General features: G+C 53.7%; 15 protein-coding genes. 9 read left to right on the plus strand and 6 right to left on the minus strand.

Annotated elements, in window-relative coordinates; all coding sequences use genetic code 11:
• Positions 1-77 precede the first annotated feature (77 nt).
• The 3 genes from Abci_RS11890 to mscL form a co-directional block, all read right to left on the minus strand.
• The gene (locus tag Abci_RS11890) at positions 78-1,313 is read right to left on the minus strand and encodes a capsular polysaccharide synthesis protein (RefSeq protein ID WP_244877664.1); all 1,236 of its coding nucleotides are present in this window, start codon (positions 1,311-1,313) and stop codon (positions 78-80) included.
• A 165-nt stretch (positions 1,314-1,478) separates the two neighbouring features.
• Positions 1,479-1,769, minus strand: coding sequence for a hypothetical protein (locus Abci_RS11895; protein ID WP_146806743.1), 291 nt, complete (start codon positions 1,767-1,769; stop codon positions 1,479-1,481).
• A gap of 133 nt (positions 1,770-1,902) precedes the next feature.
• Positions 1,903-2,361, minus strand: a complete 459-nt coding sequence (gene mscL / locus Abci_RS11900) for a large-conductance mechanosensitive channel protein MscL (RefSeq protein ID WP_048839370.1) — start codon at positions 2,359-2,361, stop codon at positions 1,903-1,905.
• Positions 2,362-2,643: 282 nt separating this feature from the next.
• Here mscL and rpmE point away from each other — a divergent pair, with 282 nt between their 5' ends.
• From rpmE to Abci_RS11915, 3 genes are all read left to right on the plus strand, one after another.
• Positions 2,644-2,871, plus strand: coding sequence for a 50S ribosomal protein L31 (gene rpmE / locus Abci_RS11905; RefSeq protein WP_048839371.1), 228 nt, complete (start codon positions 2,644-2,646; stop codon positions 2,869-2,871).
• Between the two features lie 192 nt (positions 2,872-3,063).
• Entirely contained in the window at positions 3,064-3,558 is a 495-nt protein-coding gene (locus Abci_RS11910; protein ID WP_048839372.1) for an Hsp20 family protein, read from the plus strand.
• Positions 3,559-3,769: 211 nt separating this feature from the next.
• The gene (locus Abci_RS11915) at positions 3,770-4,369 is read left to right on the plus strand and encodes a DUF1013 domain-containing protein (RefSeq protein WP_048839373.1); all 600 of its coding nucleotides are present in this window, start codon (positions 3,770-3,772) and stop codon (positions 4,367-4,369) included.
• A gap of 57 nt (positions 4,370-4,426) precedes the next feature.
• Here Abci_RS11915 and Abci_RS11920 read toward each other — a convergent pair whose 3' ends face one another.
• A complete protein-coding gene (locus tag Abci_RS11920) occupies positions 4,427-4,591 on the minus strand; it encodes a YdcH family protein (RefSeq protein ID WP_084597659.1) in 165 nt (54 codons plus the stop codon).
• 234 nt (positions 4,592-4,825) lie between these two features.
• Between Abci_RS11920 and Abci_RS11925 the strand changes: the two genes are divergently transcribed.
• From Abci_RS11925 to Abci_RS11935, 3 genes are read left to right on the plus strand one after another with little or no spacing between them, the layout of a single operon-like run.
• Positions 4,826-5,032 carry a YdcH family protein gene (locus Abci_RS11925; RefSeq protein ID WP_048839374.1) on the plus strand — a complete coding sequence of 69 codons (207 nt, stop codon included), beginning with the start codon at positions 4,826-4,828 and terminating at the stop codon, positions 5,030-5,032.
• Between the two features lie 32 nt (positions 5,033-5,064).
• Entirely contained in the window at positions 5,065-5,604 is a 540-nt protein-coding gene (gene purE, locus Abci_RS11930) for a 5-(carboxyamino)imidazole ribonucleotide mutase (RefSeq protein WP_084597651.1), read from the plus strand.
• Positions 5,601-6,770: a 5-(carboxyamino)imidazole ribonucleotide synthase gene (locus Abci_RS11935; RefSeq protein WP_048839375.1), complete on the plus strand. Its 1,170-nt coding sequence runs from the start codon at positions 5,601-5,603 to the stop codon at positions 6,768-6,770. The genes purE and Abci_RS11935 overlap by 4 nt, the downstream gene beginning before the upstream one ends.
• A gap of 22 nt (positions 6,771-6,792) precedes the next feature.
• Here Abci_RS11935 and Abci_RS11940 read toward each other — a convergent pair whose 3' ends face one another.
• The gene (locus Abci_RS11940; protein ID WP_146806741.1) at positions 6,793-7,590 is read right to left on the minus strand and encodes a JAB domain-containing protein; all 798 of its coding nucleotides are present in this window, start codon (positions 7,588-7,590) and stop codon (positions 6,793-6,795) included.
• The gene (locus Abci_RS11945) at positions 7,584-8,234 is read right to left on the minus strand and encodes a JAB domain-containing protein (RefSeq protein WP_084597652.1); all 651 of its coding nucleotides are present in this window, start codon (positions 8,232-8,234) and stop codon (positions 7,584-7,586) included. The genes Abci_RS11940 and Abci_RS11945 overlap by 7 nt, the downstream gene beginning before the upstream one ends.
• 157 nt (positions 8,235-8,391) lie before the next feature.
• Here Abci_RS11945 and Abci_RS11950 point away from each other — a divergent pair, with 157 nt between their 5' ends.
• The 3 genes from Abci_RS11950 to Abci_RS11960 all read left to right on the plus strand — a co-directional run bounded on the left by Abci_RS11950 (position 8,392) and on the right by Abci_RS11960 (position 13,401).
• Positions 8,392-10,629, plus strand: a complete 2,238-nt coding sequence (locus Abci_RS11950) for an ATP-dependent helicase (protein WP_084597653.1) — start codon at positions 8,392-8,394, stop codon at positions 10,627-10,629.
• On the plus strand, positions 10,629-11,546 hold the full coding sequence (locus Abci_RS11955; protein ID WP_048839377.1) for a 50S ribosomal protein L11 methyltransferase: 918 nt from the start codon (positions 10,629-10,631) through the stop codon (positions 11,544-11,546). The genes Abci_RS11950 and Abci_RS11955 overlap by 1 nt, the downstream gene beginning before the upstream one ends.
• Before the next feature lie 70 nt (positions 11,547-11,616).
• On the plus strand, positions 11,617-13,401 hold the full coding sequence (locus Abci_RS11960; RefSeq protein ID WP_048839378.1) for an aminopeptidase P family protein: 1,785 nt from the start codon (positions 11,617-11,619) through the stop codon (positions 13,399-13,401).
• Positions 13,402-13,421 lie beyond the last annotated feature (20 nt).

A 13,421-nucleotide genomic window follows, 5' to 3' on the forward strand; every position in this document is an offset into this window, starting at 1 on the left:
ACTTATAAAAAAAAACAAATAAAACTTTTTTGCATTAAAACCTCTTTTTTAGCATAAACTATAATATTAGACCCAATTTACACTGTATGCCATGACGGCAAAATAAACTTGTAAGGGGTATCGAACAAGTCAATTATTTGACCAAAAACAGATGCATCATATACTTGTACGCTATCTTTTATTTGAATTCCTCGCAGCGTACGCCATGTTCGACGATTTAATGCGCGATTAAAAATACCGGGGCCTGTTTTATAGGCTATATATAGATCGTGGTATTTATAGCAGTTTCTATATAAAGATAATAAACAATCCTCCCCAACAGAGCTATTACTTATTGTACCGTAAAAATCATTATGAACAAAATAATTATTTGTTGTAAAAAATACATTATCTGCTTCTTGCTTTTTCAAGAAATTTAAAGATTCATCGTCACGAAGGCGGATGTCAGCATCCATCCACCACCCACCATAAACTTGTGTCACATGCACACGAAGGAAATCAGCGGCTTCCGCAGGATGTCTCATATTTAAAAAAAGAGAACGCGCTTCTACTCCATAATTCTGGTAAAGCCACTCTTGAGCTTCTTCTTTATCAAAAACTTTAAAATTAAAATCTGGTATATTTTTATGGTACGTAAAGTTTTCTTGTATTTCCGCAGGCGGATTATGATCCCAATACATAAATATATTTTTAGGTATTGTGAAATGACTACCAGGCTGCGAGGGTTTACCAAATAAGGCATGAGAGTTTTTTAAAGCCACTTCCAAATAGCGACAATCTATTTCTTCCCCTGTATGAAATTCTTCATATGCATTCCCCATATGAAGAAGCGACTGCCGCCCATCCTGACCTGACCAAGCCATTTCAACACCTTCGATATACTTTGCGAAAGGGATGTTATAAGAACGCAAAATATCAATTTCATTTTTAGGAAGCTGTAAGCCTGCCTTAAGCATGCATAATAGCCTTACATGCAGGAGTATTTGTGCAGAAGGATGTTGGTTTGGCTGCTTGGAATGCATTCGAAAACCCAAGCCATAAATTATGGCAGCTTCTTTTACATTCCTGTTAGTATGAAGAATATTCGCAACAGAAAATACGTCGTGAAGGGTATTTAGACCGTTTTGATCAAAATAGGCTCTTGCTTGAGGATCTATGCTCAATGCTGCTACGTCAAAACTTGTAACCTGACCATTACCAGAATCAATCGGCACCTCTATTTCATCCATACGCTTAGGTTGGGAACTGTTCGTGAGAGATATTGTAGGTGAAGGCGCTTCCGCCGGAATCTCCGTCACTTCGCCCTGTTGCACTGACTCAACGCTCTGTCTGCGATAAGGCCTGAATGTATGAATAGAAAATGAATCTGATGAGTTCGTCACAGATTGTGTCCCTGACAGCAGTGGCAATAGTTGTCAGATACAGTAGCGGCAAGTTCGGGTTTCGCCTACCTCTGAACGAACGCTTTTTCTATGTTATTATTTTTCAATCTCGTGAATATAAGATATCAGAGCGGCGTTTGCCGCCTGCGTTGCCTGTCGTGATTGCTCACGAGCTGCCGTAAGAATGGCAACCACCGCAACCTGGTCTGCCTGCGCCATGCTCATAACCTGCGCGGCATCTGCTCGTCCGGCCATCATGCGCCCACGCGCCATGCCATTTGCAATAAGATAAGAATACATCATGGTGTGCGGTGTCGGCTCAAGGCTGACCGCTCTGGGCGCAGTTTGACACCCTGCCAGCAAGGCCACCCCTCCCAGAGCTGCCATATTCTGGAAACAACGTTTAGAAAAAAAAGGGGAAACAAAGAAAGGATGCTTCATGATGACTGAAGCCTAGCCCAACTCCGTTTCCCCGCAAACCTGCTTCTTGCTTTCGTGTCAACGAAAAGCCTGCATGGTATTAGACCCGGCGGGAAGCCAGTTCGTCGCGAATCTGTTGCAGCAGGATTTCGGTTTTCGTTGGTTCCGGCGGAGCTGCTGGCTTGGCGTCTTCGCGTACATGCATACGAGTGAGAGCCTTAATCAGCCAGAAAATAACCAGGGCCGTAATCAGGAACTGAATAACCGCGTTGATGAACAGCCCGAGGTTAATGGTGACGGCTCCGGCCTTCTGCGCTTCCGCCAGCGTTGCCAGATGGGGGCCTTTAAGCGTGACAAAGAGGTTGGAGAAATCAATCCCACCAATTGCCAACCCAATAAGCGGGTTGAACACGTCTTTCACAAGACTATTTACAATGCCAGTGAAAGACGCACCGATGATCACACCAACGGCGAGATCAACCACGTTGCCACGCATAATAAATGCTTTAAACTCGCCAACCCAACCTGGGGCGTGAAGCCCTTTTTTATCATCAGCCATGAAACGTTCCTGAATTTATTTGTCTATCACCAGCGTCTGTACTCAGGATGCGAGGTTTTTTTCAAGATATAAAGCAAAAAATAGGCGTGCTTTTTCTCTATACGCCCTCCGTAATCCCCTGATGCAACAGAACTAAGCCTGACGCCCCGTTATCATGTTGCTGTTTGAAGGCAGAATTCTGCGTAAGAGTTGTTGATCACAGCCACACACATCGGTATATGCACTCGCACGCATAGCCCGGTCGGTATCGGGACAGCCTTGTTTGAACGGAAAAGAGCCATCATGAAAACCGGCATTCACCCAGACTATCACGAAATCAACGTCATCATGACAGACGGCACAGAATTCACCACCCGCTCCTGCTACGGCAAGCCAGGTGACACGCTGCGCTTGGACGTGGACACGAAGTCCCATCCAGCATGGACCGGCGTACAGCGTATCCTTGATACCGGGGGCCAGGTGGCAAAGTTCAACAAGCGCTTTGCTGGTATTGGCGTTCGCAAAAAATAAGACCCCGCACACAATCGTGCATAAATTGTGAAACCCCGCCCCTTGAAACAGGGGGCGGGGTTTTCCACGTTTAGCACCGAGTAGAGAATGCCCTGTCGGGGTTCCTGCTCAGCGTTCAAATCTAATGCCGCATGGCCCGCCATAACGGGGGCCGCACCACGTGGCAGAACCTTGCTAAACGAGGAGGTTTTTATGAGTTACGATTTTGCACCCTTGTTCCGGTCAGCCATTGGCTTTGACCGCTTGGCACAGGTGATGGATACCGCAGCCCGCACCGCAGCGTCCCCCAGTTATCCACCTTATGACATCGCAAAAACAGGCAATGACAGCTATAGCCTGACCATGGCCATTGCTGGCTTTGGCGCTGATGATATTGAGCTTGTGGTTCAGGACAATACACTTGTTGTTTCCGGTCGCGTAAGTGAACCGCAAAATGAAGGGGAAATTCTGCATCGTGGCATTGCCCGCCGCGCATTTGAGCGCCGCTTTGCCTTGGCTGATCACGTGGAAGTAACCGGAGCAGAAATGAATAATGGACTGCTCCGCATTGCCGTGCGCCAGATTGTGCCGGAAGCCCTCAAACCAAGGCGCATACCAGTGCAGGTTGGCTCCAGCGCGTCCAACACGGCTGTTCAGTCGGAGCCAACATTAGTGCAACCTGGCTCCTTTCCCGCCGCTGCGGCCTGATTGAAGCAGCTTAGAACGACCCGGAAAGGAGGGATAAGTTCCCTCCTTTCTTTATTTCATGCATTTGCTTCTTGACCTTGTGGGGGCGCTCCCTCCATATCATCGCCAACACAAGCGCGCCGGCAGGCACGCGGGCCTTACTGGATAGGGTTCCGAACCGTCACTCTCTCCGGTGCCTGCGCAAGCGCCACCCGACGACAGGATGGAACCAATGACGACCCTACCGCTGATGCCTAAAGCCACCGCAGTGTGGTTGATTGAAAGAACAGCCCTCAGCTTTGGCCAGATTGCCGAATTCTGTGGCATGCATCCGCTTGAAGTTCAGGCCATTGCAGATGGCGAAGTGGCTCAGGGCATTGTCGGGTATGACCCGGTCTCAAACCGTCAGCTCACACAGGAAGAGATCCGCCGGTGCGAAGCTAGTCCTGATGCAAAACTGAAAATTCTGGCTGTCAACAATCCGGTTAAACGCAGGTCAAAGGGTGCCCGGTACACCCCTGTTGCAAAACGCCATGACCGGCCAGACGCCATTGCCTTTCTGCTGCGCAACTTCCCGCAGTTGGGTGACCAGGAAGTTGTCAAACTTCTGGGCACAACAAAGGACACCATTGCCAAAGTGCGTAACAAGCAACACTGGAACACGCCTAACATTAAACCGCGTGATCCCGTGACTATCGGTCTGTGCCGACAGGCCGATCTAAATGCTGCTGTGCAGGCTGCCAATCTGCGCCTTGAACGTGAAGGCCACGAAGTGCCACAGGCTCCGCTACCGGAAGCCTATGGTGAGCACGAAAGCGCTACAGGCGAATAAGCAAAGAAAAAGCCGCTGGAGGACTGGTCCTTCAGCGGCTTTTTTATGACGTGTGGGTCAGGAGGAGAGCCGTTCTATTTCTTCCTTGATCCTCAGCTTCTCGAGCTTGAGGGTCATGAGAACGCGAGCATCCGGTCTGGGGCGTCCGCCTTCCGATGAGATTTTCTGATCAATCCGTGAGTGACGCGTTTTTAAGCTTTCAATCCGCGAAGAGAGTGTCATCGGTGCCTCCATTCATGTTGGTGGTCATAAAACCGTAACGCAGAAGTCTTAAATGTTTCCATGTTTTTTTCATAAAAACTGACAGTAAGATATGCATTACCCTCATGGCTTCGGCTTTTGTTTTCCCGCTCCTTCTGATACGACTCAAAAATGAAAAGACGTGAGAAAACACTGCTACGGCACTCTATTACCCGTTTGTAAAAACCGGGAATAGTGCTCGGGAGATCTCAGAACATGCTGAAAGACCGTGATTCTCTTCTTGGCCAGCTCCACGAGCTTCGCAGTGAACATCGCGATCTGGACACCGTCATCAACCGCCTGATTCAGGGGGATGGGCTGGTGGACCAACTCTATCTTCAGCGTCTCAAAAAGCGCAAATTGCTGCTACGGGACAGAATTACCTATCTTGAAAGTCAGCTTATCCCTGATGATATTGCCTGACTTTCCTTGACCAGAACGGACAGACCCCAAAAGTGAGCGAAACAGCCCCCCTCCCTTCCGCTACAACGGAAGCCGCAGACATTACCCCCAAAGTTGGCATCATCATGGGCAGCCAGTCTGACTGGGAAACAATGCGGCACGCGGATGCCATTCTGACAGAGTTTGAGATCCCACACGAAACGTTAATTGTATCGGCACACCGCACACCGGACCGTTTGTGTGAGTACGCAAAAACTGCTGCGGGCCGGGGTCTGTCCGTCATTATTGCGGGTGCCGGTGGGGCTGCCCATCTGCCTGGCATGTGTGCAGCCTGGACCCGCCTGCCCGTGTTGGGTGTTCCGGTTGAATCCCGCGCATTAAAGGGAATGGACAGTCTGCTCTCCATAGTCCAGATGCCCGGCGGCGTGCCGGTTGGCACTCTGGCCATTGGAGCATCGGGGGCTAAAAACGCAGCGCTGCTTGCTGCCTCAATTTTGGCATTGCAGGATTCTGACCTCGCTGCCCGCCTGGACACATGGCGTGCCCTTCAAACCGCCTCTGTCGCTAACGCACCAACCTCCGAAGACCAATGACCTCTTTTTCCCCTGCACTGGCTCCCAATGCCGTTATTGGCATTGTTGGCGGTGGACAGTTGGGCCGTATGTCGGCCATGGCTGCCGCCAAATTGGGTTTTAGAACCCATATTCTGACACAAGATCCACACGGTCCCGCAGCTCAGGTGTCCGATGGCGTTACCTTGGGTGCCTATGACGACCTGACGGCGCTGGAAAAATTTGCCCGTGCGGTGGATGTCATTACGTTCGAGTTCGAAAATATTAATGCAGATGGTCTGGACTGTCTGGCGCAACATTGCCCCGTGCATCCTTCTGGGGCCATCCTGCGGACCAGTCAGGACCGCAGTGTCGAGAAATCTTTCCTGACAGAGACCGGTATCCCTATCGCGCCCTGGCATCAGGTCGATGATCTGGCCTCCCTGTCAGAGGCCGCAGAAAAACTTGGCTTTCCCTTCATTCTTAAAACAGCCCGAGACGGGTATGATGGAAAAGGCCAACGCCGGGTTTATACGCCGCAGGACATGATCCCAGCGTTTGAGGCTTTGGCACCACGCAGGCTTGTTGCGGAAGGCATGGTCGATTTTGCCTGTGAAGTCAGCGTAATGGTTGTGCGCGGGCATGATGGGACGATCCGTTGTTTCGACCCCGGCCAGAATTTTCATAAAAACGGCATTCTCGATCTTACTCTGGCACCGGCCCCCATAGATCCCACAGTCGCAGCGCAGGCCCAGAGCCTTGCGGCCTCCATTGCCGAGCAACTCGGTTTGATCGGTATTATGGGAGTAGAACTCTTCGTTGACCGCACAGGCACTCTGCTTGTGAACGAGATAGCCCCCCGCCCCCATAATTCTGGCCACTGGACAATGAATGCCTGCCCGGTTGATCAGTTTGAGATGCATATCCGCGCTGTGGCAGGGCTCCCATTGCCTGAAGCCTCTCGTCATTCAGATGCCGTCATGAAAAACCTGATTGGCCCTGATGATATGGCCTTGTGGCCAGATATTGTGGCCGCCCCCGGCCTTCTCCCGCATTTATACGGCAAAGCAGAAGCCCGTCATGGTCGCAAGATGGGCCACGTAAACGTTGTATTCCCTTATGGCAGCCTACCCGGTCCGTTAGGGATTCAGGATGCGTTAGGACCGTTGGCAGAGCATGAAAAAGCCCCTGAATTAGCGGACACCTAAAGCGCCCTCCGGCAGGAAGGCGTTAAAGCAGCCCCTCCTGCCGGAAACTGAACAAAAGGCCATGGCCTACAATGACATGGTCCCACACCGTAATACCCATAAGCTGTGCAGCTTTGGAAATACGGTACGTTATATCAATATCGTCCTGAGATGGGGTGGGGTCCCCGCTTGGGTGATTATGCACCAATACAAGGTAAGGGGATTGAAGCTCCAAGGCCCTACGCACCACTTCCCGCGGGTATAATGGGGCATGATCTATAGTGCCACGACCACTGACCTCATCGGCCAGCAATTTGAACGCTGAATCCAGAAAGAGGATACGAACCTGCTCAATATCCTCATGCCCCATGACCGTGCGCAAATAGGCCTCAAGCTGTTCTTTTTTGAGAAGAATTTTTCCCTGCTTTAATTTGGCTAACTGCATCCGCCGGGCTGCATCATAAACAAGCTGAAGATAAATGCTGAGCAGCGTGTTCCCGCCGGATGCCCTTTCCTGCGCTTTGCATGGTGCGCTTATCACTGCGGCAAAAGACCCAAAACGCGAGATTAGCTCCACTGCCACATCTTCTGCCTGTTTTTCACGCGGCGTAATGGCGAGAATAAGTTTGGTCAGCAGGACGACATCGTCAGAGGCGGGAGGGCATGCAGGAGCAACTGTTTCATCTCCGCAATGTGTGTGGCCCTGCTGCAAGTCTTGCAGAAACGGAAGCCTTACAGGCGTTGTCGCACCATCGAGTGAGAAATTTGCGGCATCGGACAAGGCATGCGGCGTACCTGCCGTGCCAGACGCCTGTAGTAAAGGACTGGCCTTCTTTACCACTCATCCTGTCCCATAGTGCGAAAGCTCAGCCATTGACCGTTTCTCATGACAAGATGATCATGAACGTCCAGCGCCAGCAGAGGTGCCGCCTTTAAAAGAGCCTGGACAAACGGGATGTCTTTTTGCATCTGCTGCGCTCTGGAAAGCCCGTCTGACACAAGCCTGACCGTCACCAAAGCGGACGCATTATGCGCCAGAGCCTGCTTCAAGATATCGGCCACACAGGCTTTAGTCGTTTTATCCGGCATGTCCATAACCGGTTCATCGGCAAGCAGATGATTTTTGATATCAAGAAACAACACGCGTAATTGCCCGGCTGGCAACCCTGTAAAAGCCGTATGGCAATAAGTCAGCAATTTATCCCACTTGCCAATATCGGCACGTTTTGTGGTCTGGGGCGTGCTCAACTTCTCGGCTATTTCCGGCATGAGCGCCAGAAGCCTCACACAGGCAGGCCCCACACCGGCTTCTTTCAAGGCCGCTGCCGGTGCTTCCAGAACGGCGCTCAGGCTGCCAAAGCTATTAATCAGTGCCTTTGCCTGCGGTTTAGTGTCCCGCCGCGGCACACCGGGGAAAAGCAGCATCTCAAGTATTTCGTAATCAGCAAGGCCACTCGCGCCCTTCTGTTCCACACGCAGGCGCATCCGTTTCCTGTGTCCGGATGGGCCCGTACTTGCAAAAACCTGCCCCACGCTCAGCCTCACTTGCCCCAAGAGGGCGCTTTCATGATGCTCAGGCCAAAAAGCCGCCCGGTTTTTAACGGCTCCGATTGGCCTTCGCTTCACATGGTATTATAAAGCCATAGTGAGCACGTCAGAACATCCCCCTTCGCCGCTTTTTTCTTCTCCCGCCCCTGAAGGAGCGCCGGGCTATCTTGAGCGCCTGAACCCGGAGCAACGCGCCGCCATTGAAACAACAGATGGCCCCCTTCTGGTCTTGGCTGGTGCCGGGACCGGAAAGACACGCGTTTTAACCACGCGGTTTGCGCATATTCTGCTCAGTGGCCGCGCAAAACCTTGGCAAATTCTGACTGTTACCTTTACCAACAAAGCCGCGCGGGAAATGCGCGAACGGATCAGTTTTCTGTTGGGTGAACCTGTTGAAGGCCTGTGGCTTGGCACCTTTCATGCTCTGTGCGCCAGAATGCTCCGCCGCCATGCAGAATATGTAGGGCTGACACACGGCTTCACCATTCTGGACACAGATGACCAGTTACGTCTGCTCAAGCAGGTCATGGAACCGTGGCGCATTGATACAAAACGCTGGCCTGCTCCGGGCCTGATGGGCGTTATTCAGCGGTGGAAAGACCGTGGCCTGACCCCTGCGCGTGTGACCGACACTGAAGATTCAGACTTTGCCGATGGCCACGCCCGCGCCATTTATACAGCCTACCAAACCCGCCTGCGCGAACTGAACGCCTGCGATTTTGGCGACCTCATGTTGCATGTGGCAGAAATCCTGCGCACCCGCCCCGATGTTCTGGATCAATACCACCGGCTCTTCCGTTATATTCTGGTGGATGAATATCAGGACACCAATACCATCCAGTATCTCTGGCTCCGGCTACTGGCCAAACGGACTGGCTACCCGTCCAACATCTGTTGCGTGGGGGATGATGACCAATCCATCTATTCCTGGCGTGGAGCAGAAGTTGAGAACATTCTCCGCTTTGAAAAAGACTTCCCCGGCGCACAAATCGTCCGGCTTGAGCGTAATTACCGTTCTACCCAACATATTCTGGGTGCCGCAGCGGGCCTGATTGCCCATAATGACGGACGGCTGGGCAAAACCCTGCGTTCCGGCAAGGACGATGCCAGCGGGGAAAAAGTTCTGGTAACCGGTGTGTGGGATTCGGAAGCAGAAGCCCGTGCTGTGTGCGATTCAGCAGCCTCCTTCCACGCCAAAGGCCAGTCTCTGGCTGAAATGGCCATTCTGGTTCGCGCCGGTTTCCAAACGCGTGCATTTGAAGAGCGTCTGGTCCAGACCGGCCTGCCCTACCGGATTGTGGGCGGCGTAAGGTTTTACGAGCGCGCTGAAATTCGCGATGCCATGGCTTACATGCGCATTGTGAACCAGCCAGCGGATGACCTTGCGTTTGAACGCATTATTAATGTGCCAAAACGCGGCGTTGGTCCGGCTGCTCTTCAAAAGCTTCATGCCGCAGCACGGGCGCGGCAGGTCCCTCTGGCCGCAGGCACACAGGCCCTTCTGGATGAAGGGGGCCTGAAAGGTAAGATGGCGGCGCAGCTTGGAACGCTCATGAACGCCCTGTCCACCACACGTGACATCCTGACCCGCGAGGGACATGTGGTTGCGGTTGAACACCTGCTGGAAGAAACCGGGTATCTGGATATGTGGCGCAATGACCGCTCCATAGAGGCACCGGGACGACTGGAAAACCTGAAAGAGTTAGTGCGCGCGCTCTCTGATTTTGGGACGCTTGGTGAGTTTCTGGACCATGTTGCGCTGGTCATGGAGCATGACGAAAACGCGGGTGACGCCAAACTCTCCCTCATGACCCTGCATGGAGCCAAGGGGCTGGAGTTTGATACCGTGTTTCTGCCGGGCTGGGAGGAAGGCGTCTTCCCGTCCCAACGCACGTTAGATGAGGGCGGCCTGAAAGGGCTGGAAGAAGAACGCCGCCTTGCCTATGTGGGCATTACCCGCGCCCGCAAACATGCCCTTATTTTTCATGCTGACCGCCGCCGTATCTACGCCAACTGGCAGCCCTCCATGCCCAGCCGCTTTCTGGATGAACTGCCGGATGAGCATATTATCCGCAAAGAAAACGGTGCAGCCCCGCAGCAGCGCCTCAACATGACAGACTCCGTGTTTGCAAACGGGCCACTCACCACGCGCCGCCGGCAGGACCCCATGCTGGCAGATGCAAACACGGCCAGCTTTCAGCTTGGTGACCATGTCCGCCACCCCCGCTTTGGGGTTGGCATTATCATCAGCGCAGACCGCCACCACCTTGAGATTGCGTTTGAAAGTGGTGACACCAAACGCCTCCTCTCCTCCTTTATAGAGAAAATTTAATGGCCCCTCCTCCCCGCAGACACGCCACAGCCCTCGAGACGGTCAGCGTCACCGTGCCTGAATCCGCTGTTGAAGCCTATGAAAGCGCCATAGGCACCGTATGCACCACCGTTGGTATTTTTGAAGCCAACCCTGAGGGCACTTTGTGGCGTGTTGAGGGTGTGAAAGACGTAGGCCACCGTGATGATGAGCTGGAGACAGCCCTGACTCTCGCTCAGTTGACCAGCAGCACAGTCGCTCCGCTTGAGCGGGCCGAAACCGAGGCAGAAGGCTGGCTGGCCCGGACATATGAGGCCTTCCCTGAGCAGGAAGTAGGCCAGCGCTTTGTTGTGCGGGGCACGCATCTGCCCGATACGCATAACGCTACCCGCATTGTTCTGACGCTGGATGCCGGGGTGGCTTTTGGGTCTGGCGAGCATGGCTCCACCCGTGGCTGCCTGCGGGCACTTGAATATATGGCGCACCGCAAGCCCCGCCGTATTCTGGACCTTGGGTGTGGCTCTGGCATTCTGGCCATGGCCGCAGCAGCCCTGCTGCACCAGAAAGTGCTGGCCGTTGATATTGAACCCTGGTCTGTCCGGGTTTCTGCAGAAAACGCAGCCCGTAACGGGTTGAGTCGTTCGCTGACCTGCCGTCTGGGCAATGGCTGGCGTACTCCGGAAATTCGCCGCAAAGCGCCCTATGATCTAGTATTTGCCAACATTCTCGCCCGTCCACTTTGCCTGATGGCGAAAGATCTGGCCCTGAATCTGGCTCCGGGTGGTACCGTTATTCTGGCTGGCCTGCTGCGTACCCAGATCCGCATGGTTCTGGCGGCTCATCAACGGCAAGGGCTGGTGCTGGAAAAAACCTTCCGTGAGGGGGACTGGGCCACGCTGGTCCTCCGTAAACCCTACGCTCTGCCGCAGGCTGCGTAAGCCCCTCCCTCTGACCCTCCAGTGCGTTGCACTGCTTCATTGTTAAAGACTACGTTTTAAGGACCCGCCAATGCCCTCTCCCTCCGCCAACCGTCTGACTGCTTTGCGCTCCCTGTTGGAACAGGAGGGACTGGATGGGCTAATTATCCCGCATAGCGATGAGTATCTGGGGGAATACACGCCAGCCTGTGCTGAGCGTCTGGAATGGTTGACCGGTTTTTCCGGCAGCGCAGGGCTGGCTATTGTTCTTCCTGAAACCGCTGCCGTGTTCTCGGATGGCCGCTATGTCACACAAATGGACCAACAGGTGGATAAAAGCTGCTGGTCCTGTGAGCATATGTACCAGACGCCTCCCAACCAATGGCTGGCAGACCATGCCCCAAAAGGCGCACGCATTGGTTACGATTCCCGGATCATGAGCCAAGCCGAACTTCTGCCTTTTCAGGCAACGGCGCAGACTTATTCCCTGAGTGCAACCGCCGGAAATCTAGTGGATCGTCTTTGGACGGACCGCCCGGCGTTTCCAGCAGGCCCAGCCGTTATCCACCCCCTCGCTTATGCGGGCGAAGCATCGGACAGCAAGCGTAAGCGTCTGGCGCAGGGGCTGGTGCGGGCAGGCCAAGCTGCTGCCGTGTTGAGCGATTCTTCCTCTATCGCATGGCTGCTCAATATCCGTGGTGCCGACATCCCCTGCCTGCCGGTTGTGCTGGCCTTTGCCGTGCTCCACGCCGATACCACGGTGGACCTGTTCATTCAGGGCAGCAAACTCCCTGCTAATGTCCGTGACTGGCTGGGAGACGCTGTGCGTGTGCATGAACCAGATGCCATGGAACAGGTACTGGCCGGACTGAAAGGCCGTGTGGTCAGCGTTGATCCGGCAACCAATGCCGTCTGGTTTACGGAAACACTGACCCGCCATGGTGCGACAGTGCAGGAAAGCCCGGACCCCTGCCTGCTGCCCAAAGCCCTAAAAAACCCGACAGAGCAGGAAGGCAGCCGCAAGGCCCATTTGAAAGATGGCATCGCTCTGTGCCGTTTCCTGCACTGGCTGGACCAGAACGCTCTTAACACTACTGAACTGAAAGCGGCCGCAACGCTTGATGCCTTTCGGACTGAAGGCGCGGATTACCGGGGCGAATCTTTCCCTGCCATTTCTGGCTCAGGCCCTAATGGTGCGGTTATTCATTACCGCGTCACCCCAGAGTCAGACCGTGCGCTGACTGCTAACGAAGTTTATCTGATTGATAGCGGTGGCCAGTATCCGGAGGGCACAACAGATGTCACCCGCACACTCTGGACAGGGCCGGACGCCCCACCCGCCCGCCTGAAGGAAACCTTTACCCGCGTACTAAAAGGCAATTTACGCCTTGGCCGGGCCCGCTTTCCCAAAGGTACCACTGGCTCTGCGCTGGACACCCTTGCCCGTTTTGACCTCTGGCAAGCCGGGCAGGATTATGACCACGGTACAGGGCATGGAGTGGGCAGTTTTCTGTCCGTGCATGAAGGCCCGGCCCGTATTTCCAAAATACCAAACCCCATTGCGCTGGATGCAGGGATGATCCTGTCCAATGAGCCCGGTTATTATGAGCCCGGCGCGTATGGCATCCGTCTGGAAACGCTGGTGCTGGTTCACCCCATGCCCCATGTCGAAGGGGCACGCCCCGGCTTTGAGTTCGAGACGTTGACTCTGGCTCCTTTCGACCGCCGCCTGATTGATGAGCAGACTCTGGGGCAGGAAGATAAGACTATTCTGGATGCCTACCATGCACGGGTGCTGGAACTGATTGGTCCGCACCTGCCTCCAGAAGCACAAAAATGGCTGAAAACCGCCTGCGCGCCCCTCACGGCGGCGTGAAGGCAAACAGGATAATCGGC

This window comes from Acetobacter cibinongensis (genome assembly GCF_000963925.1).
GTDB classification, from domain to species: Bacteria; Pseudomonadota; Alphaproteobacteria; order Acetobacterales; family Acetobacteraceae; genus Acetobacter; species Acetobacter cibinongensis.

What these genes read in the sequence shown, in the direction of transcription:
- mscL (WP_048839370.1), bottom strand. Translation starts at nt 2,361, where the DNA reads ATGGCTGATGATAAAAAAGGGCTTCACGCCCCAGGTTGGGTTGGCGAG.
- Abci_RS11895 (WP_146806743.1), bottom strand. Translation starts at nt 1,769, where the DNA reads ATGGCAGCTCTGGGAGGGGTGGCCTTGCTGGCAGGGTGTCAAACTGCG.
- Abci_RS11910 (WP_048839372.1), top strand. Translation starts at nt 3,064, where the DNA reads ATGAGTTACGATTTTGCACCCTTGTTCCGGTCAGCCATTGGCTTTGAC.
- Abci_RS11915 (WP_048839373.1), top strand. Translation starts at nt 3,770, where the DNA reads ATGACGACCCTACCGCTGATGCCTAAAGCCACCGCAGTGTGGTTGATT.
- Abci_RS11960 (WP_048839378.1), top strand. Translation starts at nt 11,617, where the DNA reads ATGCCCTCTCCCTCCGCCAACCGTCTGACTGCTTTGCGCTCCCTGTTG.
- Abci_RS11935 (WP_048839375.1), top strand. Translation starts at nt 5,601, where the DNA reads ATGACCTCTTTTTCCCCTGCACTGGCTCCCAATGCCGTTATTGGCATT.
- Abci_RS11955 (WP_048839377.1), top strand. Translation starts at nt 10,629, where the DNA reads ATGGCCCCTCCTCCCCGCAGACACGCCACAGCCCTCGAGACGGTCAGC.
- Abci_RS11920 (WP_084597659.1), bottom strand. Translation starts at nt 4,591, where the DNA reads ATGACACTCTCTTCGCGGATTGAAAGCTTAAAAACGCGTCACTCACGG.
- Abci_RS11925 (WP_048839374.1), top strand. Translation starts at nt 4,826, where the DNA reads ATGCTGAAAGACCGTGATTCTCTTCTTGGCCAGCTCCACGAGCTTCGC.
- rpmE (WP_048839371.1), top strand. Translation starts at nt 2,644, where the DNA reads ATGAAAACCGGCATTCACCCAGACTATCACGAAATCAACGTCATCATG.
- Abci_RS11945 (WP_084597652.1), bottom strand. Translation starts at nt 8,234, where the DNA reads ATGCGCCTGCGTGTGGAACAGAAGGGCGCGAGTGGCCTTGCTGATTAC.